Source organism: Streptomyces sp. NPDC007901 (genome assembly GCF_042959465.1).
GTDB lineage: Bacteria > Actinomycetota > Actinomycetes > Streptomycetales > Streptomycetaceae > Streptomyces.
In genome coordinates, this window is sequence record NZ_JBIBKW010000007.1 from 65,599 (window position 1) to 87,485 (window position 21,887).

A 21,887-nucleotide genomic window follows, 5' to 3' on the forward strand; every position below is an offset into this window, starting at 1 on the left:
GGACGCGGCACGCCCCCTCAGGCGTCTCCCGTCGACGTGACGGAAGTCGTGCCCGGCCTGCCGCGCAAGGCGGCGAGGAGTGAGGTGACCTCCAGCAGCCGGGTGTGGATCTCCGCCGGTGCCGGGGGCAGTTCGTACCTGCGGTAGTGGCATGCCGCACTGAGCGCCGTCCAGGTGGTACGGCACCGGCGGGCGGTGTCGTGGCCCGCATACCACTCCAGGCACAGCATCCGGTGCTTGCCGATCCGCGTCATCGACGGAGTGAGCCGCTGCCAGTAGGCGTCCAGTGCCTGGTCGAGCGCCATGCGGAGCAGGACCGCGGCGGCACGGGCGCGCAGGCCGGGGCTCAGGGTGGTCACGGTGCCGGGCTCGGGCAGCAGGAGACGGCCGGCGGCGGTCACGAGGGTTTCCGGAGACGCGCTCATCGGACGCCCCCGGCACTCTGGTCCCCAGCGCTGCTCCGGATCGCCGCCGCGAGCGCCTTGGTCCGGCGGACGAGATCCTTGCGGTCGTCGACGGTCGGCAGAGGCGTGTGGGCACCTGAGTTGAAGGTCTCGATCAGCGTCCAGCCCCCAGGGCAGATCCGCTCGACGGCCGCACGGGCGTGCTGCTGCTCATCGCCTAGCAGGGCGAGGGACACGTACGACTTGGTGCGCTCAAGGTGCTCCACGCGCTCCTCGACCGCCCGCAGCCCGAGACCCTGCTCATCGCGGAGCCTGCGCCGAGCGGTCTCCAGGCAGGCGGCTTCCACCGCCACCCTGCACATGGCGGGCAGCACGTGATCGGCCACGTCCTGCGGCAGGTTGGGGTCGAGGGAGACGGCCCGCGCCTCCGCGAGAGCCTGGTCCACCGGGTCGGTGAGTGTTTCCACGTCCACCACCGAGTCGGTCTGGCGGCTCACGCGCAGGACGGTCGCCTTGATACCCAGGTGTGCGACGGCCTGCTGGAGCCGGGTGTCGTGGGTGAAGACGACCACCTGCCTGTCCTTGGCGCACGCGTCGAGCACCCGGGCCAGTCCCTCGACCTTCTCGGGGTCCATGGACTGCACGGGGTCGTCGATGACGAGGAACCCGAACGGACTGTCCGCGTGCGTGGCACGCGGCAGGAAGAGCGAGAGCGCGAGCGAGTGCAGTTCGCCCTGGCTCATCACGCTGTAGGCGGGGGCGGACATGTCGTCCACGGAGACGTCGAGTTCGACCTTGCCCCGACCGGGAGTGCCCGCGAGGGTGACGGATCCGAGCGTGACGCTGCTGTGCTCGCACAGCTTCTGCCACACCTCCTGGGACCGACGGGCGAACGGACGCAGCCGCTCGTCGCGCAGCTCGTCGATGATCGGCCGCAGCCAGGTCCGCGCCTTGCGCGCGTGCTTGCGCCGCTCGCGCGCGGCCTCGGCCGCCTCCTCCGCGCCGAGCCAGTCGGCGAGCTGTACGGCGAACGGCTGCCAGGCACCGTCGTGCTCGGCGAGCCGCCCGGCGGCCTCCTCCCGCACCTGCCGGCAGGCGTCGTCCAGGGCCGCCACGGCACGCTCGACGCGGTCCGCCAGCTCCCTGGGGTGAGTGACGTCCCGGCACTGGGCCCATTCCTGCCACACGGCCGTGAGCCGGGAGTTCTCGCCACGCAGCCACACCGGAACCGGCTGTACGAGGTCGTGCACGGCCCGCACGGCGACCGCCACCTCCTGCCGCGCGGCCTCGGCGCCGACGGCCTCCGTCTGGAGCCGCTCCACCTCCGCCCGCGCCTGCTCGGCCCACGCCCGGTCCAGCCGGTTCTCGGCGCCGCAGACCGGGCAGTCCGTGCCCCGCGAGCGCCGCTGGTGTTCGACCGCCGCCTCCAGCAGCCGGGCCAGGCGGCGGGCCTCCTCGGCGCTGCCGTACCGGGCCTCCTCGGCACCGGCGGCGGCCTCACGCAGCCGGGCGACAGCTCCGCCGACCTCCGCCAGATCCGGCCCGGTGAGGCTCGCGTGCTGTCGCAGCCGGGCCAGCTCGGCCTCGGCGGCCGGGGTACGGCTCTCCAACAGCGCGCGTACCCGGCCTAGGTCGCGCTTGGCTCCCGACAGCGCCAGGGCAGCCTCGCGGGCCCTGGGGTCGTCGAGCGCGCCCAGAGCGTCGAGGAGCTGCGCGGTGAGTGCGTCGGCGTGCTTGATCGTCTGCTCGCACTCGCTCGCGGTGTCCTTGACCCGTCCGTCGAACTCGGCGAGCAGTTCGAGCCCGAGGAGCTTGAAGAACGCGTCGTGCAGGCCGCCGAGCGTGCCGTTGATCATCGAACCGAGTTCGCTGTACGGCAGGAAGGGGCGGGCGAGGTCCAGCGCATCCGCGTCGACGACCTCCTCCAGCTTCCGCTCCGAGCCGTCCGATCCTTCGACCTGGGTGCGCGCCTCGTCGACCTTGGCCCCGAGCCAGGTCCGGCGCACGGTGACCGCCTCGCCCCGCTCACCGACGGCCAGCTCGACGCGGACCTCGGGGGTGACATCGGGACTGTGCAGGTTGCGCCAGCCCTTCTGCCAGTCCGTGGCGCGCCGCCCGTCCCACCGGGAGTTACGCCCCGTCAACGCGGTCTCGGCGGCTTCGGCGAAGCTCGACTTGCCGGAGCCGTTGGGACCCGCGACGACGATCAGGCCGGGCCCGGGCGGCAGTTCGAGGGTGGTCCGCGGACCGATGCCGCGCCAGCCGGCCGCGGTGATGGACCGCAGCTGCACGGGCCCGGCTCGCCCCCCGCTCCTCCTGGCCGGCTCGTCCGGGACCAGCTCGCGCAGCAGTTCCTGCACCTGCGGTGCGAGGCCGGAGTGGCGCAGGCGGTCGAGGAGGAGATCGCGCAGGGACACAGAAGGCTGATCGGTCATGGTCGGTTCCCGTTGTCGGGCGCGGCAGAAGGGGCCACGCGGACTACTAATGCGCCTTGTTGGCACTTCGAGCATGACGAAGACCTGTTAGCACTGTCAACGCATTTGCGAAATCGCTCGTATTCGAATTTGTGTACGCGTTGGGGGTGTCGGGCCGGTCACGCAAGCCCGCCAAGGTGACCGCACGCTGTCCGCGCACCTACTGATCACAGGAGACCGCGCCGCACCGAGCTGGGTGGTCACCGAGCAGCGAATGACGTTTCCGGCAGGCCGGGCCAAGGCGGCGCAGGCGTTGGGGCAGGGCGACGAGGTCTTCCTCTACGCCACGCGCGGTTGTTTCCGGAATCCGACGCGGGACCTGGGACGGGTCATCGGCAGGGCGACGATCGCGAGTCCCGTGCGCGTCCTGGACGAGCCGGTGGTCTTCAACGAGCGCTCCTACTGCGAGGGTTGCAGCCTGAAGGCGTCGAGGCCGGCCTCGTTCCGTGACAGCCTGGTCCTGCGTGACCTGGTGCCGCGGCCTGTCGGCCTTCCCTGACCCGGCGACCTGGAGCGTCCGTATGCGGCGGGCGTCGCTGACCCTGTCGACCCCTGACGCCGAACTCGTGCGCGTGAACTGGAACCGCTGCTGCGTCCGTACGGCGACCGCGCGAGTGGTGCCGCTGGGAACCGGCGGCGGCCTGACCCGTCCGCCCGGAGCACGGTCCCTCTGTGCGACGTAACTCGCTACCAGGAGTGATCGGCGCATGCCCGTGCGTTGATCCGGCCGTCGAACCGGCGCGGTGCGAGTACCGTCTAGACCGCAGCCAACGCCCACCATCGAACCGGGAGCATGACCGTGACCGCACTGCACGCGCAGCCGCAGCCCGGTGAGCCGCTCATCCCCATGCCCGCCCTGACCCCCGACGCCCTGCGTGCCGCTGTCGAAGAGCTCACGCCGAGCCGTATGCCGGCGTTCGTCCGTGATCTCGTCGACGCGACCACCAGCGCTCAGCAGGCCCAGTCCCTCGCACCGCTGCGCACCTTCGTCCACACGTGGGGTGTGTTCGTCGCGATCCAGCGCTACCCCTCACGAGCCGCTCGCCTGCGGCACCTGGAAGACGTGGTGAGCGGCGGAGTCGAGGATCCGGCGGATGCCATCACCGAGATAAGGAGGATCCACGCAGAGGCGGAGGCCGAGGCCGGACTGTGACCGACTGGAAGTGGGAGTACAACCCTAGCGAGGAGTACCTGACCGCCGGGCTCCCCGCCGGCGTTGTCGCAGAGGTGGAACGCATCGCCACCGAACTCGCCGCGTTGAGCCGCGACGTCGAGACGGCAGGGAGCAGACCCGAAGACAAACCCGGCGGGCTGAGAAACTTCCCGATCTTCGGCGGGCGCGGCTTCATCCAGTTCCTCGCCGTACCCCGGCACGAGTGCGTCTACATCTGCAACATCGTCTGGAACGGGTGACGGCGCCGCGGCGGACATCACTGCTCGTGTCCGCTGCTCAGTGCGGCGACGGTCCGCACACCGATGCGGCCCGCTCCGTAAGCCACGCGGCCGCTCGTTGAGGAGGCGCGTGGGTGTCGACGCCGATGACGTGAATGGTGCCGAGCCTGCCCCGCGAGCCGTCGACCCGGAGGACGCGATGAGCGTGGCCGCCCGGCTGGGGATGGACGATCATCGCGTTGGGGGCGTCGGCGGGGGCGTAGCCGACGCTGTAGGTGAGGAGTTGGTGGATGTCGGCGGCGCTGACACCGTGGCGGTCGTAGCGCTTGTACTTGGCGTCCACCGGCAGCAGTCTGCGGGGAGGCCGGTCCGGCGCAGGGAGGCTCAGGAGCAGGTCGGGGCGGAAGGTCGAAGCGTTGCCGAGGTCCCCGCGGACGGTGATGCCCATCTCGCCGCTGCTGGGGACGGCATGTCCGCCGCACGGGGCGGCGGCCTCAGCGCCGAGCCGTCGTACGACGGCTTCCCAGAGCGCGGGCATGGGCAGCAGGAGGCCGTCCGCCGTACTGCCCAGGTCGGTGAGCAGGTCGGTCACGCCTCCGCCGCGCAGCAACAGGCGTGCCCAGGTGTGGGCGGGACGGTAGCGGGCGTTGAGGCGTGTGTACCGGGTGCGGTCCAGGGCGCGCAGTGCCGCGTCCGGGGTGGCGGCCTGAGGGAACGCGCCTGCGACCCCGCACAGGTCGCGAGTCAGGTTGGAGTCGGAGGTAAGGGTGAGCGCCGCCCTTAGGGCGGTTCCCAGGACGCGGTTGTCCCAGATGTCGGTCTCGCGGTCGAAGGTGCGTATGTGCAGCTGGTCCAGTTGCCCGTACCGACGCGTGGCCTGGGCCGCGAAGTCCAGCCGCCCCCGCAGCACAGGTTCCACGCTCTGGTGACGTACGTAGTCGCGGCGCAGTCCCTCGCGCACCAGCTGCTCACACTGCTCCAGGAGGGCCGCGGCCACGAGGTCGGCGTAGCCTTCCTGGCTGGTGGCCCAGCGTCGTGACGTTGCCCGAACGGGCGTGGGCGCGTCCAGAGCGTAGGCGAGCCAGCTCATGAGCCGGTCGCCCGGTATGGCGAACTTGGGTTCGATGACGATGCGGACGCGGTCGAGGACCAGGACTCCGACACTCGAGTCCGCCCGGAGCCGCCATCCGGAGCGGTCGGGGCGCAGGGTGAGGTGCCCCCCTGCCTGGAGGGCGTGCAGGCGATCGACGTCCCGGGACGTGAGCTGTTCGAAGTCCAACGGAGCGGACTGGTACTCGCCGAGGCGGACCTCGGTGCGCTCAGGCATCGGGGCCCGGCTCACCGCCGCTGAACTCGGCGGCCAGCGCGGTGGCGAGGTCCTGAGGGGCCATGTGCACAGTGCGTCCGGTGTCCGCGTCGACCAGGCTGCCGAGGATGCGGTGGAGCAGGTCGGCACGGCCGAGGCAGTAGTCCTCCAGCAGCGGGATCACCTCATGGTGGAAGGCCGCGGCGAGGTCGTCCTCCGTGGCGATCGGCGCGCCGTCACGCAGCAGGTAGGCGTGTCCTATCTGGTGGTCGGCGTCGAGATGACGGGCGACGCGGGTGTTGAGGGATTCGAAGAACTCCGCCAGGTCCAGCGGGCCGATCGTGCCGGAGACGGCGTCCGGGTCGGGGCCGACGGAAACGAAGGCGAACCGGCGGCGTACGGCCGCGTCGAGGTGGCTGATGCTCCGGTCGGCGGTGTTCATCGTGCCGATGATCCGGATGTTCGGCGGCACGGAGAAGCTCCGCCCGCTGACGGACAGGGCGAGGGGCAGGCCGCGCTTGTCGAGTTCGAGAAGCGTGATCAACTCGCCGAAGATCCGGGGCAGGTCACCGCGGTTGATCTCATCGATGATCAGGAGGTACGTCTGCTCGGGATGTGCCGAGGCCCGGTCGCACAGGGCGTGGAACACCCCGTCGGTGAGGGCGAGTGTGAGCCCGGGGCCCGTGGCGCTCAGGTCCGGTTTGAAGCCCTCGACAAAGTCCTCGTAGCCGTAGGAGGGGTGGAAGGTCACCAGATGGACGTGCTCGCCGCGCAGAATCTCGGCCTGGGCCGCGGAACGTTGGGCCGGGTCGGCGTTGATGGCGTCCGCGCAGCCGGCCATGAAGAGTGCGGCACTGAGTGCGAGTCGGGTCTTGCCGGTGCCGGGAGGTCCGTGGAGGATCACCTGACCCTTGCGTTCCAGCGCGTCCAGTACGGCCCGGACGTCCTCGGGTGCCAGGTCGGTGGACGACGGGGCCGCCTGCGCTGCGGAGTCGGCTGCCCGCTGTGCGGTGAGCCTGGCGAAGAGCGTCGGGTCGACCTTGGCGAAAGTGGACCGCCAGCCGTGCTGGGGTCCTGACAGCTTGCGCGCATGGGAGACGTCCCAGGCGACCGGGACCACGTGTCGGTACTCCGCCCGTTCGGGGTCGAACCGATAGCCCCCGGTGACAGTGCCCGTGGCCAGGACTTCGTCCATCCCACGGTTGGCCACGACCCGGTCTCCGGCCTCCAGGTCCCGGAAGGCGAGGAGCCTGCGCGCGGTGGTGAGGCTACGACCGCTGCCGCTCGGCCAGTTCGCGTCGAGGGCTTCTCTCAGCTCGGTGTCGGTCTGATACTCACCCAGGTCACGAAGCTCGTCCCACCCTACGCAAATAAACCCGCCGTCGCGGCACTCCTCCCACAGGCGGGCGCGCTCGCCAGGGGCGATCTTCCAGATCGTGCGCGTCTGCGGACGCGGGTCGAAGTCCTGGTAGAGGAAGGTCATCACCTCGTTCCCGGTCCAGCCCGCGAACTCCGGTCGGGACCGCACTAGTTCGAGGAGCTGCCGGTTGCTGCGCCAGGTCGGTGAGTCGGCGCCCGACGTGCCGCCCAGCAAGGCGAGGAACTTCCGCAGGTGCCCCGCGGAGTAGACCGGGAGGAAGTGCTCGGGGAAGTAGGTGGCGAGAGTCTTGGTCACCAGCGCGGGCCCGAACCGAAGGATTGCGAGGTCGTCGACGGCTGCGAAGTCACCCCCGGCCACGGCGGTCAATGCCTTGAGGAACTCGGCTCGAAGAAGTTCCCACGCGTCCTGGGGCTCCATCCCGCGCAGGGGCGCCGCAAGCCGCCACTCGCCGGAATTGTGACGGTACATGATGTGCTTCGCGGCGCTGCCGCCCTTGATGCTGCCCAAGCACTGGGTGCCGAACTCCATGAGCCGGCAGTACGTCATCCCCGGCCCGGACTGCTCCAGGCCCAACGCGTAGCGCTCCAGGGGCAGCATGGGCCAATCCTCCAGGGGGAACTGGGCCAGCACCTGCTTGCGCTCCTGCTCCGCGCCGGCTTCGTCCTTGGCGGCGGTGCTCCGGTCGAACCGCGCCGCTGCTTCCCATATGTCCACGCCGTCGGTCATGGGGGTCATGATGCCGGAACGGTGATGGTTGCAGGGGGTGTAGGGCGTAGTCGGTCTGCGTGGCCGCGTCCGCCGCACCGGCCGGCAGGAGCCCCGCCGCCGCGTGCCATGCTGTGGCGGTCTTTCAGGGGGAGGGTGACATGACCGGGAAGCCACTGACGCACAAGCAGGCGCTCGCCGCAGTGATCCAGGCGCTGGGTGGCACCTGGGACACGGAACGTGCCGTACTGGCACTACGAGTCGCTGGGTACCGACCGGCGAACGACGAAGCCGCGGGCAAGGAAGCCCGCCGCAACCTGCGCGAGCTCGCCGACGACGGTCTGATCGTGAGGCCGGACTCGGACCAGGCCGTCTACCGGCTGGCGTAAACGTCACCGCGGGGCTCCGGCGCCGCCCGTCAAGGAGTGGCGGGCTCCTGAAAGCCGTTCGTTTCGATGTGGGCGATGGCCGACGGATGGGTGGTCAGCCACTCGCCGCACACTCGCCAGTGATGAACACTGCCGTCGCGGAACTTGGTGCGCACTTCTGCGACGAGCTTCTTGTCGCACTCGCCGCTCGTGGCCATGGAACAGATGACCTTGTCGTGTTGCTCGAACGCCGGCATGTACGGGTGGATCGACAGGATCGGAGAGCGCATCTCCCGCGCTGCTCCATGAGACATGGCGCGGAGAGTAACAACGCGGCTTCGCTGACCCCTTACGTTCCGTGAGATACCCGGTCGGCGGTCACGACTCGTCCTCGTCTCCCAGCTCGTTGACGAGTGGTACGAGGAGCGGGTGGACGGAGAAGCCGGACGCGCGGCCGCCGGGGTCTGCGTCGTATTCGGCCTTCAGGACCTGGACGGCCGACTCCGGGATCTTGCCCAGGTTGCGCAGCAGGCCGGTGATGCGGGTGACTGGCTTGGTGAAGCCTCGGAGGGAGCGGCCCTCGGGGTAGTGACAGATGTCGTAGACGCTCTTGGCGTCCGCGACACCGTCCATCTCGGCGGCGTACTTGATGACGGCGACCCTGTCCTCGTAGTTCTCGTACGTCAACCGGTCGAAGAGTTCCTGGAGCGCGTCGGTCGTCCAGCCGCCGTAGGCCCCGATCTCGATCCGCTCGACGCGTTCGATGTCCTCGACGGATCCCTCCCGGAGACCGAACTCCAGGATCGGCGCGGCGACTTCCAGGAACCGCTTGGGTGTGAGCATGAAGAGCCGTCCGCCGCCCCGGGTCCTCAGCTCCTTGGTCAGTTCAGGCCGGGGGCCGCGGTTGAAGCCCTGCTCCTTGCGCCACCAGTCCTCTTTGACGTCCGCCGTCACGAACAGCACGTCGCACTGCCGGTGGCCGGCCTCCCGGAGGATCTGCTCCCACACGAGATAGTCGGCGGCGGCCCCCACACCTTCCTTCGTCTTGTCCATGTAGCCCGGAGGCAGCCGCTTCTCGACGCGGCGCATGCCCTCCGCGATCGCCTTGTCGTGGTCCTCCGGGCTGAGCGCAGCGCCGACCCGGCCGTCGAGTGCGGGCTCCAGTTCCGCGATGACCGGATCGGTGCTCGTGTCGTGGGTGATGTTCTGCCACTCGCCCTCGCCGACCTTGACGATCGCCTCCTGCACGTCGTCGAAGACCTCGTTGAGCAGGCTGCGTAGACGGTCGGTCTCCTCCTCCGGCAGAGCCACGCGATTGGCCCAGGTGCGCAGGGTGCGTTCCGCCTGGTCCGCGTGACCGGCCATGTCCTCGGCGGCCTGCGCACCGGAGGACCGTGCGTCGCTGAGGGTGCTCTCGCGGTTCCGCCAGAACTCCACGAGGACCTGGTGAGGCACCCACAGCCGGTCCTCCACGGCGCCGAGCGCGCGCAGCAGGTCGCCGCGCGCCTGCTCGGTGTACCGGTAGAGGTTCAACAGGACGTTGGCGTCAGGGGCGACCAGACCGTGGGTCAGTACGGAGGTGAAGTCGTCGGTGGTCGGGGTCCGGAAGGCGCCGAAGTCGTCGAAGAGACCTCGGTTGTCCGCCCCGGCCGTCGTGTCCTCTGCCACTGCGCCCCCGTCATCGCCGTATGCCGCGTCCGAGGGGCGTACCGTCCCGTCCCCTCGCGTTCGCCTGCCGGGACCGTAGCGCGTCGAAGAGGGCCAACGGGAGTGAACGGGCAACTCTCGCCGACCTGTTGGCGGGGACGTCGCGTGTCAGCCGGAGCGGTGGCTCACCTCCGCCCAAACGGTCTTGCCGCCCGGCGGCTGCGGTTCGGTGCCCCAGCGGTCGGCCAGCGCCCCGACCATGAGCAGACCGCGGCCCGTCTCGCTGTCTGTCGCCGAGTCGGTTGCTGCGACGGGGAGTTGCCCGTCCTTGGCGTCGGTGACCGCGACGCGGAGGAGGCCGGTCGTGGTGTCGAGGGTGAGGACGAGGCGGAAGTCACGGCCCTGGACACGGCCGTGCAGAGCCGCGTTGGCTGCCAGTTCGGCGACGATCTGCTCGGCTCGCTCGGTCACTTCGGGTGACAGGTCCCAGGCGCGGAGCTGGGTGGTGGCGAGGAGGCGGGCGAGGCGGGCGCCTCGGCGGGTGGAGGACAGAAACTGGGCGAACGTCGCCATGGTGCCGGTTGGTTGGGGAAGGATTGCGCTCATGAGGCCACCGTGGCGGGCGCGTGGGGGCGCGTTCCAGGAGCGAGGCCCGTACGGTGCGTCAGTGTACGGACTCAATCGGTGAACGGTACGGCTATCTTGCCGTCACGCTGGGTGAGTCGATCGCGGGGACCGGCGCGCGTACGAACCTGGAGGTGGTCGGGTATGACGAACGGTGTCGGTGAGAGTGACGGCGACGACTACCTGACGGGCCGCGAGGCGGAGCGGGAGCCCGATCCCTCCGACAGTCTGCGGACCCTCGGCGTCGTCGTTCAGGCTCTGCGGGAGCATGCCGGGACTCTGAACCCTGGCAGGGATCCCGCCGGGGGCGAACAAGGGCCATGGATGAGCGCATCAAGTCGTACGGCGACGTTATGGGAGGCCCGTGACCCCTCGCGCCTGCTGGCCTTCGCCGCTGCTGCAGGAGCCGACGAACCTCTCCCGACGGAAGTGGGCCCTCCCCGCGAGATGTTCCCGTGGAGAGGGCCCAGTCGCGCTCGGTGCTCGCATGACCAGTGGCTCTACCTGCTGTTCTTCGCCGGCCGACGAAGAACGTCCCTGAGCCGCCACCACAGCTTGCGGGCCCGTGGGGTCTCAGCGGAGTAGCTGGTGCTGAACCTGATGTTGTCCGCGGTGCGGCCCAGGGGCGTGCCTTCGGGCGAGTACCGCGTGGGGGGTTGCTCGACCATGCATCTCTCCTACGGATTCGGAAACCTGGTCCCGCATCCTTTGCGCAGATCGTTGTTGGAGCGGGTCTTCGGGCCCCATCCGATCCCGCTGACGTACCCCTGCATCACAGGGCAATAGGTGTAGGTGCCGCCCCCATCGTTACAGTCCGTCGACCACCCGTAGTCGATGAAGCTGTTCGAGGTCAGCCCCGTGCCGTGCCAGTTGTCGTAGCCGCGCGGCCCGCTCCACAAGCTGCGCCACATCTGCGTCTGCAGCTTCTGCGAGCCGAACGAGCCTCTGCACGCCTGCGAGGTCTCCCACTGGACCACGCCCCGGCGCCGGCCCCATGGAAGGAGGCAGCGCACCGGGTGCGAGTTGAACTCCGCGCCGCGAGCCACCGTTGCGTGCTGGGACATCGTGGGTTCAAGGGCACCTTTGGGGCTCCTGTTTTCAGTCGTCCTCTTGAGGTGTGGTCCGTGTCGCGTTACTGGATGAAGGTCGTTGATACGCAACTGATCAGCTTCTTCTTGCGGTCACTTGAGTATCCCTTTGGCTGTAGATTGCTCATGTGCGGTTTATATGCCGCCTCTCGACTTTCCCTTGGCTTTTTCTTTAGTTGATAGCTTTCGGTCATGCGGTCCTCGGCTCACGGTTAATCCCTGTGAAAAGTTCCACGCCGTGACTACCTTGGCGTCGGCGTTCCGAACGTGTGAGCGGATCGGTGGGGCGATAGCCCCTCTCCCGGCACTCCGCAACAGGCTTGGATCGCGCTGCCAGCGGTGGGGAGAGTTCGTGCTGGAACGGCGCCATCTACCCACCCGTGACGTGCTTTTCCAAGGGGGGTTCACACATGTCGAAGCTGAGAGCAAGCCTGCGTGCTGTCACGGCTGCTGCGGTCCTGACCTTAGGCGCGATGGCCGCGCCGCAGGCGGTGGCCGTCGGCCAACCCGGCGTTTCGGTCTCGCAGAGAGCCGACGCGGCCACACGGGCCCTTGTCCAGGCCGACCCACAAGCCGCGGTCGCGGCGGCTACCGTCTGCGGATCCGGTTACACGCTGTTCCGAGCTGTTGCTCTTCCTCAGGATGTGGACCCCAGCCTGCGGCTGGCAACGCTGTACTCCTACGAGAACGCCGGGAAGGGGTGCGCCATCCTCGACAACAACGTCGGGAAGTCGCAGTACATGTACCTGCACGTGTGCAAGGTGGACGGCACCGGTTGCCACACGGACTCCGGAAGCTTCAGCGAGTACGCCGGCCCCGTTGACGTCGCCAGCTCTGTCTGTGCACCCGTGACAGCGAAAATGGGCCAGAGCTCCAGCACTTTGTACATCAACTTCACGTCCGAGTATATGTTCAGCTGTGACTGACCACCTGCCCGGCAAGAACCGGGCCTCCGCGCACTTCCTGTTAATAGTCTTGGCAGTGGCACCACTTACTCTGGCTGCCTGCGGTACCCAGACGAGCCACCAGCCCGACGGCTCCTCCTCGCTGCCGTCCTCGGTAGCTGCCGGGGCAGCACCCAAGCCGTCGGCCACAGCGGACAACCTCAGCAAGGCAGCGCAGAAGGCAGCTGCCCAGCGCGCGGCCGCCGCCCCCAGCGGAGATCCCGTCAGCCCGACGAACACCGCTGTCCCGGGCCCCGGTGACTACGGGTTCGGCAAGGCCACGGCCGCAGCAGCGGGGGGCGAGGTCGTCGTGTACACGCCGCGTTTGGAGTCGGGACGGGTCGTCGTACCGCTGACCATTCAGAACACCGGCGACAAACGGATGACTTACACAGTCACCGTGACAGTCGTGGGCGGCCAGCGGACATCCCCCTTCTCTGTGACCGCGAATGCCGACGGTGTTTGGCCGGGAACCACGTGGCCGACCAAGGTGGACATCACGGCTTCCGGCCTCGAAGAGACGGCGAAGGGTTCGAAGATCGGCTTGAAAGTCGTCAAGGACGACCCGTTCGGCAACGCCCAATGACTCGTCATGCGCGCCTCGCACCTGGTGCGGGCTGCCACGGGCACTCCACCCCTTTGTAGTTCCGCAACCGGTAAAGGAACCCATGCAGCCGAGTGCGTCATTGCCCTCGGCTGCATCCAGGGAGTCGTCGCAGGCGTCGGAGCCGACAGTCTCGTTCTCGCAGAACGGTAAGACCTGGGTCCTTTACTACAGCAATACGGAAGTGGATGCCATGCCCGAGGGCGACGGCGTGTTCACGACCGTCACGATCCTCGACGGCGTCGGCAAGCCTGCCCAGTACGACATCGATGTCAGCATCGGCGGCGGTGTCGACTGGACCGCCTCAAACGAGTTTCGCATCGAAGGCATGGCCACCCGCGGCGTCAAGAGCCAGGCCAGTACTGCAGGCGGACCACATCTCGCCCCATTCCGCAGCAATCGAAGATCTACATCGGCGCGCCGGATACCTACTGAAGGTGCGGGCGACGGCTTCCTCGGGCCCGGATCGGCCGCAGGGACGCGCGGCTCTCACGCCAGACAGGTGGCAGTGGACGCACGGTGCCGTGACCACCCGGTCCGTTCCGCTGAAGCCACAACTGCAACAGCTGTGCTGACCATTGACTGAAAGGACAACCGGCAGATCATGCGCTCTCCATCACAGAGAAGAAGGAGGAGGGGACAGTCATCCGCGCTGGTTATCGCCGCAGCAACCGTGTTGATCGCTTCCACCTTCACCACGAGCGCCGCACAGGCGGCGATACCGAACCCACCGAACAAGTCGGCGCAGAAACAGGCCGTCACACCAGAGAAGGAACCCGTGTCGGCGGTCCCCCTGAAGGATCGTGACACCGTTCTCGGAAGAGGCTGGAAAACCTCCGCAGACCGGGCCGTGACCGCCGTCGCCGACAGCGACGGCCTCCATCTCTTAGTTGCCGACAGCAGGAACGGCTACAGCTGGAAGACGGCTGCCGTGCTGAGCGAGCCCCAGCTTCCGGCCGACACCTGGATCGGCAACAGTTGCGTCATGGACGACCACCACGCGGCCGTCGTCTACGCGCCCCGCACCTTCACCAACAAGCCCGACCTGATGATGGGCGGCGCGTTCACCGCGATCGTCGACCTGGACGACGGCAGCATCACCAAACTGCCGATCACCACATCCCTGGCCTACTTCGACCCCACGTGCAACCCGGCCACGCACACCGCCGTCTTCACCGCACTGCGCGACACCAGGACGCGCCTGGTCACGGTGAACACGAAGGGCACCACGATCGCGGACACCACCGCGAAGGGCGAGATAACCTCCGCCGTCCCCACCAGGGACGGTGTAGTCGCCGCCGCCGGGAACCGGCTGGTGCACGTCGACCGCAAGGGCAGGACAGCCCAGCTCGCCGCCACGAAACACGCTCCGTACGACATCCATGTGACCGGTGACGGCACGGTCAACTACATCGACCGCACCGGCGACACCGACGCCAACATACAGACCTACGCGCATGGCAAGAAGACGACCGTCGCGAGCGGCAAACTCACCGCGATGAACCTGCGCCAGGGCACCGACGGCACGGTCTACCTCATAGGAAAGGCCCGCCACGGCAAGAACTACGCGGCCGGCGGCATCAAGGCACTGAACGTCTCACCCGACGCGGAACTCTCCACCCGCGGGCGCCTCGCCGTCGATCCGGTCATCTCCCCGGCCGTGCGGGCGGGCGTCGACAACGTCAAGAACGCCGGTCGCGACTTCACCGGCACCGCGACCAAGGAACCCGCGGCCGAGACGGCGACTGGCCACAGCAGCCATGCTCTGACCATCACGGGCACAGTTGTGAGCACGGGCCGGCACACGAAACAGCAGATCGCCGAACCCGGCGCCACTGCAGGCGGTAGGCCGTCACCGGCACTGACCGGCTCCCCGAAGCCGCAGCTGTCCACGATGAGCATGCTGACCACGGCCGACGACGATGCCAGGGCACACGACCCGGTCGACACCGATGCCTGGTGCTCCGTGCCCCGCAACGACGTCAAGACCCAGGCTCTGCAGCCGACACCGAACCAGGTCGAATGGGCCGTGGACATGGCTGTCCGGAACGATCTGCGCTCCGGCTACCTCACTCAGGGCGGCTGGCGCTCGCAGACGGGGCTCTCCACCATCGATCCCCAGGGCCTGTTTCCCGCTCCTACGCTGAACACCGGCAGCGGACAGCGCATACCCGCCCAGGTCGAACTGGGCATCCTCGCACAGGAGTCCAACCTGTGGCAGGCCGAATCCGGTGCCATTCCTGGCCAGATGGGCAGCCCGCTCGCGGCCGTCGACGGCTACTACGGCCATCACACCGGGGGAACCCTCGACGACTTCTGGACCATCCACTGGGACAAGTCCGACTGCGGCTACGGTGTCGGCCAGGTCACCGACGGCATGCGCAAGGCCGGATACGAGAAGCCCGGCGAGACCTCCCGCCCGGTCAGCACGCAGCGCGCGATCGCCATCGACTACACCACCAACATCGCGGCCTCCCTCTACATCCTCGCCGACAAGTGGAACGAAGTGCACCAGTCCGGCCAGACGATCGCCGTCAACAACGACGACCCGGCCAAGCCCGAAAACTGGTTCACCGCCGTGTGGAACTACAACCTCGGCTTCAACAAGAAGGCGGACGCCGGAACCAACGGCAACTGGGGCCTGGGCTGGTACAACAACCCCGCCAACCCCGTCTACCCCGCCTCCCGGCTCGCCTTCCTGAACACCGACCTCGACCCGCTGGCCGCCAGGGACGCCGCGCATCCCCAGAATTGGCCCTACGAGGAAAAGGTGATGGGGTGGGCCGCCTGGTCACAGGACACAGGCCACTCCTACGCCACCTCGGGCCGCCAGGACTGGCCCGGCGAGTCCGGCTTCTCCTCCGCCGGCTTCTACCCTGCCACCTGGAACGGCACCACCGGAACCGTCATCGACCCGGCCAGCGGGAAATACCGCCGGGCACACATCTCACCGTCGCTCGACGCGTTCTGCAACACCAAGAACAACTGCGACGCGGCCAACCCGCCCGACTGCCCCGACGCCGCCTGCTACGCCCAATACTGGTGGCACGAGTCCAACGTCACGTGGAAGTCGGACTGCGCCACCAGCTGCGGCTTCGAGCACATCAAGTACCTGACTCTGGTCAGTGAGCCCGGCCGCGGCTACCGCCTGCAGTACGGCACGCCCGTGTGCTCCGGCGCCCCCTCGGGGGCGAAGGTCGTCGAGTCCGTTCCGGCGGGAACCGACACCTGGAGCGACTGCGGAACGACGGCGACAGACGGCTCGTTTCAGTTCACCTTCTATCCCGACCCGAACGCGACTGGGCCGGGGCTGGGGCAGTACGCCGCGAAGGCCGACCTGCACCAGATCGGTGGCGGCTACGACGGCCACTTCTGGTATGCCCATGAACGTTCCCCCGATCAACTGGGCGGGGAGCACGGCAAGATGACCGTCGACGGCTCATGGAAGCTGAGCGGGCCTCTCGACAAGAACCAGGCCATGGTCTACGTGAACATCCCGGATACGGGAGCGCAGACCCAGGGAGCGGTCTACGAGGTCGTCACCGCCCTGGGCATTGAGAAGGTGACGATCGATCAGTCCGCGAACTCGTCCAACAGGTGGGTCCCCCTCGGCGCTTTCCGGTTCAACGGCATGACCCCCGAGGTAAGGCTTTCGAACACCACCAGCAATGGAACCGCAGACAAGGACATAGCCTGGGGTGCAGTCGCCTTCGTTCCCGGCGACTTCGACGTGCCCGGGGGCAGGATTGCAGGTCTGGAACTACCTGATCCGGACGACAACGCACCGGACGTCGACTTCATCGATGACGACCAGCAGAAGCAGCCCACCCCCGTCGGTCTGGAGTCCAATCCGCTGTTCCACTCGCTCACAGGGGACGACTCGTGCTCCGGGAGCCTGAAAAACGGTCAGGGTCGTCAATGCGTCACTTTCAGGCCGCTGGCCAAGCCGACGACAACGGTGGGAGTCACCCCTGCCGTCAGTGTTCCCTCCACGACCCTGGTCCCATGGTGCGCTCAAGTAGGTCTGACACAGACCTACACGATCGAACGCCGTGAGGGGTGCCTGGCGTTCACCACGGTGGTCCACTGGACGAAGAAGGACCCAGACGGAACCGTGGAGACCGCTTCCGCCGCATTCAACGTGTTCGTCGAAACCAAGACGGCGAACTCGGCGACGTTCACGGAACGCATGTCGATCGTTCCCGTTGATATGGATTCCGTTCTCGGCGCCGTATCAGTGGACTACTGGGATACCCCGTGTACCCCTGACTGCGACACGACATACACGACGAACTGGAGTGACGCGACGTGGGCCAGCGTGGTTGACAACCACTGGGCCAGTGCGACGAAGGCGAACACGTGGAACACGCCGACAGATGGCACGTCCCAGGAGTTCGATCGTGGAGTGTATCTGAGCTTCAAGGCCGACAGTCCCGAATGGAAGGGCCTCGTTCCGGTCGACAAGCCAGAGGTATCCCTGTTTGATCAGGTCCGCTGTGACAACGGGGTATCAGTCCCGAACTCAACCGGTTGCATCTTCGCCAAGCACATTCCGACATTCACCCTGAACACCGCGAAATACCCCGCTGCTGCCGCCTACTACTGGCTGCTGAGGGAGGAGTTGCCGTCGCACCCGGGTAGCGAGGAACACGGGACACCGCTCCACCGGGAGAGGGACGGAACAGTGCGGGAAGCGAACAGGCGGAAGGTGTGCCCCACGTCATACACGCCCAACACCAAGGCGACACCCGAGGCGACGACGAACAGTCCCGACGGCAGGCAGTGTGACGAGTTTCCGTTCGCCGCGACGAAGGAGAGCGGTGGCCAGTCCATAACCAACGGAGATGAGTGCGTCCAGCTGTACGCCCAGAAGAGCGATAGCGACGGGAAGTGGCGCTTGTACCCGGACGGAGGATACCCACCGCCGACGTGGAAGGAAGTCTGTGGCCGGGCTTCGATGTCGGCGAAACAGAACGAGGCGGCGGGTCGGGGCCTCTCAGCCTTCTATACGAAGGCACGCATGGCCGACAATGACGCTTTCTACATCAAGGCGCCGTCAGTGGAGGGCTGCCGTCCCGATGAGATTTGCGTGGTCACCCCGTAATTCCTGATCCGCTTGGCAGGGCGGTGGTCCGAGGCGTCCGCGCTTCGGACCGCCGCTCTCGCCTACTCCCACCTTACGAAGGCATGGCCATCGCTCCTGGAGAGACGGGGTGTTACCGGATCGGCATAGCCGGGCAGGCGGATTTCCGTCCCCTCGGTCAGGGCGGCGAGGAGATCCCGGAACATGTGCGACAGGCTGTCCCACACCTTCACCGGGCCCTCCGTGTCCCCGGCTTGCAGGCCGTAGAGCACGTTTCCGAACCGGTCTCCATCACGGTGATCGACGATGAGCTTGCCTCCGGTGATGTCCGTGGCAATCGGAACCCATCGGACGTGGAAGGCGTATCCATACATCCCGTCATAGATATCGCGCAAGTCGGGATCTTCCGACTCGTTCTCGTCGACCCACTCCGCAATCGCTTCTTCCAGGGCTCGTTGACCTGCACGCATTCCCGTCGCATCGTGCAATATAAACCCTTCGGGGAGAATGACGCCGGGGCCGTTGTGACCCTTCGCTGCCGTGACGCCGTTGTGACGTTCCAGCCACGCCGCCAGATCGGGGTGTAGAGCGAACCGACGGTCGGCGATGGCATCGATGTCCTCCCGCGTTGCCGGTGAGTTCAGGGCGGCGTGGTCAGCGGGTGCATTTTCCTCCAGCCATGCGTCGAGGCGGTCGAGCACAACGTTGAGGTCGTCAGTCATGTGAGAACTCTACGAGTTACAGGTGTGGTTCGTCCCTGTCCCCGGCCCCGCGGTGCGGTGGCCTTTCGCTCAGCTCGCCGCCGGGTTCGGGAAAGGGATGGCGACCGCTTGTCGCTCAGGGGAAGCCGTCGGATACGCCGGGGGGCTCGGCTGTGCGTGAGGGCGGACGGGTGCGGTTGTGGGAGCGGGTTGAGTGCGTCCGCCAGGGTGACGACTGCGTCGAGGTCGCCCTCACCGTACAGGTCATCTGCGTACGGGACTCCAAGGACGTGACGCGCCCGCACTTCGCCGTCGGGCGTAAGGAGTGGGCGCGGTTCGTGGGGTTCGCGGCGGGGGCCTGAACGGCTCACGGTGGTGGCACTCGCGGGACCATTCCGCGGGCCATGAACTTGGCCCCGGTCGGCTGTGGAGGATGCCGGCCGGGCCGTGACGCGAGTGTCAGGTGCGGGCCTGGACGATGAGCGTCCCAATGTGCCCGGCTTTCGGGGCATCCACCTCCGTCGCCTCAGCGGACGTGAAACCAGCTCGGAGCAGGTGCCGCTCCCACACTGCGGGCCTGTAGCTGTACCGGTACGTGAACCTGGCCTTCCCCGCGAACCCGCCCTTGTACATGCCCTGCGGCCCGTAGGCGCCCGGGATGGCCGGCGGCTGGGAGAACACGAAGACGCCGCCCGGGACGAGGTGCTTGCGGACGAGAGGGAAGAGGCGGGACGGATCGGTGAACCAGGCCGCGCCGAAGATGGAGTACACGGCGTCGTACCGTCTCTCGTCTGCGGCGGGCCAGTCGAGGATCTCCCCCCGCTCGATCCGCACCCCGAGCGGCGCCCACTTCTCGCCCGCGAGCGCCACCATGCGCGGCGACAGGTCGACCCCGGTGGCCTTGACGCCTTGTTGTGCGAGGTGGGCGAGGGCGCGGCCGGTGCCGCATCCGATCTCCAGCACGGTCTCCGGGCTGCCGAGAAGTTCGGGTCCGGGGCCGTGGCCGGCGTACTGGGTCCAGCAGAACGACGGCTCGGCGTCGTCCTTGAACGCGGACTCGGCGTAGGCGTCCCACAGTTCGGTCTCGGCGGCGATGTCGTGCGGTACGGGCACAGCTGTTCCTCTGGTCGTCGGGATGCGGGAGCCCCGCCCTCGGGAAGCCATGAGGGCGGGGGCGACTGTAGCCGGGTCAGTGGCTGTCGGGGACCTTGTCGTCGCACGGTGAGCAGTCCGTGCCGTCGATGGCCCACAGCTCCTCGTCGATGGCCCAGCCCTGGGAGCGGAGGAAGTCGCCGGTGCGCAGGCACAGGCCTCGCGGCGGCGTTCGATGAACGGGGCGTGGTGCTTGAACCGACCGCCGTTGTAGAGGCGGCAGATGCCCCACCAGAGGGGTGTGTCGAGGATGAGCTGGTGGACGCCGATGTCGACGAGCTTGCCGACGCCCAGGTGGACGTCGGGGTTCTCGATGGAGCCCATGACATACACGACGGCGTTGCCGAGGATCCGTTCGGCCATGTCACGGACCATGGTGTGGTCGCGCAGGAGCAGGGCGACCTCTCGGTCCCACAGGCTCATGCCGGAGTCGAACACGTTGACGGTCAGCTCGGTGATGTGCGGAGCGACCGCGTTGAGGAGTTCCTTCGGGTCCCGCGTGAGCGTCCTCGCGGGCTGTTCGAGTGTGACGGTCATTGACCTGCCCTTCTGGGGTGTCGTTGCCGTGCTGTGTGGTGCAACCCGCCCCGGTTGCTCGACCTGTCCAGGGTTGGGGAGCCTGGGCGGGAGTTCAGGGGTGTCACGAGGCCGGGAGGGTCACCGGCCGCCGAGGTTCTCGTAGTGGTCGCACAGGGCGACCACGGAGCGGGCCAGCTTCATCGACACGGACATGCGCACGGGGCTGCTGCCGTCGGCACCCAGCCGGAGCCGCATGCTTGCTTCACGCGCACCGGCCAGGGCGCACTCGCGCGGGATGTCCCCTTTCGGGAACCCGGCGGCCAGGCCCTGGACAGCGGGGATGAGACGTTCGATGTGGCCGCGCAGGGCGATCCGGAGCGTCTCCAGGTCCTCGGGGCTGATGGGCTTCGCGTCGAAGGCGAGGATCCGGTCGGCGGTGGAGCGCATGGTGGCGATGTCCGGCGGGTCGTCGAGGTCTGCCGCAGCGGGTAGGCGGGCGGCACGGTTCGGCACGTCGACTCCTTCGCAGTCGGCCACGCCCGGGGCCGTTCGCGCGGCCGCCGGGTTCCCTCGTCAGCCCCGACCGTAGGAGCCCCTCCATTGGGAAGGCCATTAAGTTGCACCGAATTACATGCAGTTTGAGAGTGCTGGTCATGAGCGATATGTGCTCTTGACCACGCTACGCACGCGCACGATGGTGGTGTAAATCGCTGCAACCGACCAGCGCGGGAGGCCAGCCACCATGAACATTCAGTTCGTCGGGATCGACCCGGAGACAGACGAGGACGGATGCCCCACAGTCTGGGTGGACACCAGCACGGACGATCTGCTGATCCAGAGCTACCAGGCCGACGACGAGACGACCGCGACCTGCGACGCGTTGTCCCCGGCGAGGGCGCCGATCCCGCCCGGCGAGACTGTCATCAGGATCCCGGCCCGTATGATCCCGATCATCAGGAAGGCGTGCGATGAGCTCGATCCCGGAGTTCGCTGAACTCCTCGCCGACACCGAGCAGTCGGCCGCCCATCTGGAGATGAGGGACGCCTACTTCACCAACCCCCGCTTCGAGGCCTGGCAGGACGGCCGGTGCGTGGACTGGGACGACCGGGGTTCCTGGTGGCGTCCCTACCACCAGAACATCGCGGACGCTGTCGCCCGCGGCGTGCGCGTGCGGCGCGTAAGGATCGTGTCCGAGCCGGTCACCGACTACATCGCGTGGGAGCACTACCAGACCCGCGCCAACGTGGAAGCCGGCGAGGATGTGCGCTGGCTCCCCCGGCACCGCGCGTGGGACCTGCTCGTACCGGGCACCGACCTGTGGATCTTCGACGGGCGGCTGATGCGGATCCACCACTTCTCCGGCGACGGCGAATGGGTCGGCAAGGAACTCTGCGACGAGCGCAGCACGGTCTCCCAGCACGCGGCCGCATACGAACGGATCTGGGAACGGGCCACCCCCCACGACCAGTACGAGGTCAAGGTCAAGTAACCGTC

At 67.9% G+C, this 21,887-nt stretch carries 24 protein-coding genes and 2 pseudogenes; 12 read left to right on the top strand and 14 right to left on the bottom strand.

Annotated features, from left to right (window positions below; all coding sequences use genetic code 11):
• Nucleotides 1-17: 17 nt before the first annotated feature.
• Both ACFZDK_RS23195 and ACFZDK_RS23200 read right to left on the bottom strand, forming a co-directional pair.
• Nucleotides 18-425, bottom strand: a complete 408-nt coding sequence (locus ACFZDK_RS23195) for a hypothetical protein (protein ID WP_390975153.1) — start codon at nucleotides 423-425, stop codon at nucleotides 18-20.
• Nucleotides 422-2,839, bottom strand: a complete 2,418-nt coding sequence (locus tag ACFZDK_RS23200; RefSeq protein WP_390975155.1) for an AAA family ATPase — start codon at nucleotides 2,837-2,839, stop codon at nucleotides 422-424. Before ACFZDK_RS23200 ends, ACFZDK_RS23195 begins: the two co-directional genes overlap by 4 nt.
• Nucleotides 2,840-3,092: 253 nt before the next feature.
• Here ACFZDK_RS23200 and ACFZDK_RS23205 point away from each other — a divergent pair, with 253 nt between their 5' ends.
• The 3 genes from ACFZDK_RS23205 to ACFZDK_RS23215 all read left to right on the top strand — a co-directional run bounded on the left by ACFZDK_RS23205 (nucleotide 3,093) and on the right by ACFZDK_RS23215 (nucleotide 4,291).
• A complete protein-coding gene (locus ACFZDK_RS23205; RefSeq protein ID WP_390975157.1) occupies nucleotides 3,093-3,377 on the top strand; it encodes a hypothetical protein in 285 nt (94 codons plus the stop codon).
• A 294-nt stretch (nucleotides 3,378-3,671) separates the two neighbouring features.
• Nucleotides 3,672-4,031, top strand: coding sequence for a DUF6247 family protein (locus ACFZDK_RS23210; RefSeq protein ID WP_390975159.1), 360 nt, complete (start codon nucleotides 3,672-3,674; stop codon nucleotides 4,029-4,031).
• Nucleotides 4,028-4,291, top strand: a complete 264-nt coding sequence (locus ACFZDK_RS23215) for a hypothetical protein (protein ID WP_390975160.1) — start codon at nucleotides 4,028-4,030, stop codon at nucleotides 4,289-4,291. The genes ACFZDK_RS23210 and ACFZDK_RS23215 overlap by 4 nt, the downstream gene beginning before the upstream one ends.
• Before the next feature lie 37 nt (nucleotides 4,292-4,328).
• Here the strand turns inward: ACFZDK_RS23215 and ACFZDK_RS23220 are convergent, their stop codons facing one another.
• Both ACFZDK_RS23220 and ACFZDK_RS23225 read right to left on the bottom strand, forming a co-directional pair.
• Nucleotides 4,329-5,597, bottom strand: a complete 1,269-nt coding sequence (locus tag ACFZDK_RS23220) for an McrC family protein (protein ID WP_390975162.1) — start codon at nucleotides 5,595-5,597, stop codon at nucleotides 4,329-4,331.
• A complete protein-coding gene (locus ACFZDK_RS23225) occupies nucleotides 5,590-7,683 on the bottom strand; it encodes an AAA family ATPase (protein ID WP_390975164.1) in 2,094 nt (697 codons plus the stop codon). The genes ACFZDK_RS23220 and ACFZDK_RS23225 overlap by 8 nt, the downstream gene beginning before the upstream one ends.
• A 140-nt stretch (nucleotides 7,684-7,823) precedes the next feature.
• Between ACFZDK_RS23225 and ACFZDK_RS23230 the strand changes: the two genes are divergently transcribed.
• Complete coding sequence (locus ACFZDK_RS23230; RefSeq protein WP_390975166.1) at nucleotides 7,824-8,051, top strand: hypothetical protein; 228 nt, start codon at nucleotides 7,824-7,826, stop codon at nucleotides 8,049-8,051.
• A gap of 29 nt (nucleotides 8,052-8,080) precedes the next feature.
• On the opposite strand, the gene ACFZDK_RS23235 is transcribed toward ACFZDK_RS23230, so the two are convergent.
• The 3 genes from ACFZDK_RS23235 to ACFZDK_RS23245 all read right to left on the bottom strand — a co-directional run bounded on the left by ACFZDK_RS23235 (nucleotide 8,081) and on the right by ACFZDK_RS23245 (nucleotide 10,283).
• Nucleotides 8,081-8,320: a hypothetical protein gene (locus tag ACFZDK_RS23235; protein WP_390975168.1), complete on the bottom strand. Its 240-nt coding sequence runs from the start codon at nucleotides 8,318-8,320 to the stop codon at nucleotides 8,081-8,083.
• An 88-nt stretch (nucleotides 8,321-8,408) separates the two neighbouring features.
• Nucleotides 8,409-9,698: a PIN-like domain-containing protein gene (locus tag ACFZDK_RS23240; protein ID WP_390975170.1), complete on the bottom strand. Its 1,290-nt coding sequence runs from the start codon at nucleotides 9,696-9,698 to the stop codon at nucleotides 8,409-8,411.
• 147 nt (nucleotides 9,699-9,845) lie between these two features.
• Nucleotides 9,846-10,283 carry an ATP-binding protein gene (locus tag ACFZDK_RS23245; protein WP_390975172.1) on the bottom strand — a complete coding sequence of 146 codons (438 nt, stop codon included), beginning with the start codon at nucleotides 10,281-10,283 and terminating at the stop codon, nucleotides 9,846-9,848.
• 162 nt (nucleotides 10,284-10,445) lie between these two features.
• Between ACFZDK_RS23245 and ACFZDK_RS23250 the strand changes: the two are divergent.
• Nucleotides 10,446-10,577: pseudogene (locus tag ACFZDK_RS23250) on the top strand (transcriptional regulator); the annotation flags it as partial.
• Nucleotides 10,578-10,801: 224 nt separating this feature from the next.
• On the opposite strand, the gene ACFZDK_RS23255 reads toward ACFZDK_RS23250, so the two are convergent.
• Together ACFZDK_RS23255 and ACFZDK_RS23260 are read right to left on the bottom strand one after the other, a co-directional pair.
• On the bottom strand, nucleotides 10,802-10,969 hold the full coding sequence (locus ACFZDK_RS23255) for a hypothetical protein (RefSeq protein ID WP_390975911.1): 168 nt from the start codon (nucleotides 10,967-10,969) through the stop codon (nucleotides 10,802-10,804).
• Between the two features lie 9 nt (nucleotides 10,970-10,978).
• Nucleotides 10,979-11,365: a hypothetical protein gene (locus ACFZDK_RS23260; protein ID WP_390975173.1), complete on the bottom strand. Its 387-nt coding sequence runs from the start codon at nucleotides 11,363-11,365 to the stop codon at nucleotides 10,979-10,981.
• 434 nt (nucleotides 11,366-11,799) lie between these two features.
• Here ACFZDK_RS23260 and ACFZDK_RS23265 point away from each other — a divergent pair, with 434 nt between their 5' ends.
• The 3 genes from ACFZDK_RS23265 (at nucleotide 11,800) to ACFZDK_RS23275 (ending at nucleotide 13,523) form a co-directional block, all read left to right on the top strand.
• Nucleotides 11,800-12,315 carry a hypothetical protein gene (locus ACFZDK_RS23265; RefSeq protein ID WP_390975175.1) on the top strand — a complete coding sequence of 172 codons (516 nt, stop codon included), beginning with the start codon at nucleotides 11,800-11,802 and terminating at the stop codon, nucleotides 12,313-12,315.
• Nucleotides 12,308-12,919, top strand: coding sequence for a hypothetical protein (locus ACFZDK_RS23270; RefSeq protein ID WP_390975177.1), 612 nt, complete (start codon nucleotides 12,308-12,310; stop codon nucleotides 12,917-12,919). The genes ACFZDK_RS23265 and ACFZDK_RS23270 overlap by 8 nt, the downstream gene beginning before the upstream one ends.
• Before the next feature lie 82 nt (nucleotides 12,920-13,001).
• A complete protein-coding gene (locus tag ACFZDK_RS23275; protein WP_390975178.1) occupies nucleotides 13,002-13,523 on the top strand; it encodes a hypothetical protein in 522 nt (173 codons plus the stop codon).
• Between the two features lie 542 nt (nucleotides 13,524-14,065).
• On the opposite strand, the gene ACFZDK_RS23280 is transcribed toward ACFZDK_RS23275, so the two are convergent.
• A complete protein-coding gene (locus ACFZDK_RS23280) occupies nucleotides 14,066-14,215 on the bottom strand; it encodes a hypothetical protein (protein WP_390975179.1) in 150 nt (49 codons plus the stop codon).
• Between the two features lie 37 nt (nucleotides 14,216-14,252).
• Here ACFZDK_RS23280 and ACFZDK_RS23285 point away from each other — a divergent pair, with 37 nt between their 5' ends.
• A complete protein-coding gene (locus tag ACFZDK_RS23285; RefSeq protein ID WP_390975181.1) occupies nucleotides 14,253-18,041 on the top strand; it encodes a Tat pathway signal protein in 3,789 nt (1,262 codons plus the stop codon).
• A gap of 62 nt (nucleotides 18,042-18,103) precedes the next feature.
• Here the strand turns inward: ACFZDK_RS23285 and ACFZDK_RS23290 are convergent, their stop codons facing one another.
• Nucleotides 18,104-18,742 carry an SMI1/KNR4 family protein gene (locus ACFZDK_RS23290; RefSeq protein WP_390975183.1) on the bottom strand — a complete coding sequence of 213 codons (639 nt, stop codon included), beginning with the start codon at nucleotides 18,740-18,742 and terminating at the stop codon, nucleotides 18,104-18,106.
• 152 nt (nucleotides 18,743-18,894) lie between these two features.
• Between ACFZDK_RS23290 and ACFZDK_RS23295 the strand changes: the two genes are divergently transcribed.
• A complete protein-coding gene (locus ACFZDK_RS23295) occupies nucleotides 18,895-19,083 on the top strand; it encodes a DUF397 domain-containing protein (RefSeq protein WP_390975185.1) in 189 nt (62 codons plus the stop codon).
• Between the two features lie 97 nt (nucleotides 19,084-19,180).
• Here ACFZDK_RS23295 and ACFZDK_RS23300 read toward each other — a convergent pair whose 3' ends face one another.
• The 3 genes and pseudogenes from ACFZDK_RS23300 to ACFZDK_RS23310 all read right to left on the bottom strand — a co-directional run bounded on the left by ACFZDK_RS23300 (nucleotide 19,181) and on the right by ACFZDK_RS23310 (nucleotide 20,905).
• Entirely contained in the window at nucleotides 19,181-19,834 is a 654-nt protein-coding gene (locus ACFZDK_RS23300) for a methyltransferase domain-containing protein (RefSeq protein ID WP_390975187.1), read from the bottom strand.
• A gap of 76 nt (nucleotides 19,835-19,910) precedes the next feature.
• Nucleotides 19,911-20,410, bottom strand: a pseudogene (locus ACFZDK_RS23305) (hypothetical protein).
• Between the two features lie 120 nt (nucleotides 20,411-20,530).
• Complete coding sequence (locus ACFZDK_RS23310; RefSeq protein ID WP_390975189.1) at nucleotides 20,531-20,905, bottom strand: DUF6415 family natural product biosynthesis protein; 375 nt, start codon at nucleotides 20,903-20,905, stop codon at nucleotides 20,531-20,533.
• A 229-nt stretch (nucleotides 20,906-21,134) separates the two neighbouring features.
• Between ACFZDK_RS23310 and ACFZDK_RS23315 the strand changes: the two genes are divergently transcribed.
• On the top strand, nucleotides 21,135-21,386 hold the full coding sequence (locus ACFZDK_RS23315; protein ID WP_166633294.1) for a hypothetical protein: 252 nt from the start codon (nucleotides 21,135-21,137) through the stop codon (nucleotides 21,384-21,386).
• Nucleotides 21,361-21,882 carry a DUF6879 family protein gene (locus ACFZDK_RS23320; protein WP_390975192.1) on the top strand — a complete coding sequence of 174 codons (522 nt, stop codon included), beginning with the start codon at nucleotides 21,361-21,363 and terminating at the stop codon, nucleotides 21,880-21,882. The genes ACFZDK_RS23315 and ACFZDK_RS23320 overlap by 26 nt, the downstream gene beginning before the upstream one ends.
• The last annotated feature ends 5 nt before the right edge of the window (nucleotides 21,883-21,887 follow it).

Bases quoted from the DNA above. Each gene is read 5' to 3' on its own strand.
- ACFZDK_RS23255 (WP_390975911.1), bottom strand. From the start codon at position 10,969: ATGGTCGAGCAACCCCCCACGCGGTACTCGCCCGAAGGCACGCCCCTG.
- ACFZDK_RS23225 (WP_390975164.1), bottom strand. From the start codon at position 7,683: ATGACCGACGGCGTGGACATATGGGAAGCAGCGGCGCGGTTCGACCGG.
- ACFZDK_RS23230 (WP_390975166.1), top strand. From the start codon at position 7,824: ATGACCGGGAAGCCACTGACGCACAAGCAGGCGCTCGCCGCAGTGATC.
- ACFZDK_RS23205 (WP_390975157.1), top strand. From the start codon at position 3,093: ATGACGTTTCCGGCAGGCCGGGCCAAGGCGGCGCAGGCGTTGGGGCAG.
- ACFZDK_RS23245 (WP_390975172.1), bottom strand. From the start codon at position 10,283: ATGAGCGCAATCCTTCCCCAACCAACCGGCACCATGGCGACGTTCGCC.
- ACFZDK_RS23235 (WP_390975168.1), bottom strand. From the start codon at position 8,320: ATGCGCTCTCCGATCCTGTCGATCCACCCGTACATGCCGGCGTTCGAG.
- ACFZDK_RS23210 (WP_390975159.1), top strand. From the start codon at position 3,672: ATGACCGTGACCGCACTGCACGCGCAGCCGCAGCCCGGTGAGCCGCTC.
- ACFZDK_RS23220 (WP_390975162.1), bottom strand. From the start codon at position 5,597: ATGCCTGAGCGCACCGAGGTCCGCCTCGGCGAGTACCAGTCCGCTCCG.
- ACFZDK_RS23315 (WP_166633294.1), top strand. From the start codon at position 21,135: ATGAACATTCAGTTCGTCGGGATCGACCCGGAGACAGACGAGGACGGA.
- ACFZDK_RS23260 (WP_390975173.1), bottom strand. From the start codon at position 11,365: ATGTCCCAGCACGCAACGGTGGCTCGCGGCGCGGAGTTCAACTCGCAC.
- ACFZDK_RS23275 (WP_390975178.1), top strand. From the start codon at position 13,002: ATGCAGCCGAGTGCGTCATTGCCCTCGGCTGCATCCAGGGAGTCGTCG.
- ACFZDK_RS23290 (WP_390975183.1), bottom strand. From the start codon at position 18,742: ATGACTGACGACCTCAACGTTGTGCTCGACCGCCTCGACGCATGGCTG.
- ACFZDK_RS23195 (WP_390975153.1), bottom strand. From the start codon at position 425: ATGAGCGCGTCTCCGGAAACCCTCGTGACCGCCGCCGGCCGTCTCCTG.
- ACFZDK_RS23320 (WP_390975192.1), top strand. From the start codon at position 21,361: ATGAGCTCGATCCCGGAGTTCGCTGAACTCCTCGCCGACACCGAGCAG.
- ACFZDK_RS23200 (WP_390975155.1), bottom strand. From the start codon at position 2,839: ATGACCGATCAGCCTTCTGTGTCCCTGCGCGATCTCCTCCTCGACCGC.
- ACFZDK_RS23265 (WP_390975175.1), top strand. From the start codon at position 11,800: ATGTCGAAGCTGAGAGCAAGCCTGCGTGCTGTCACGGCTGCTGCGGTC.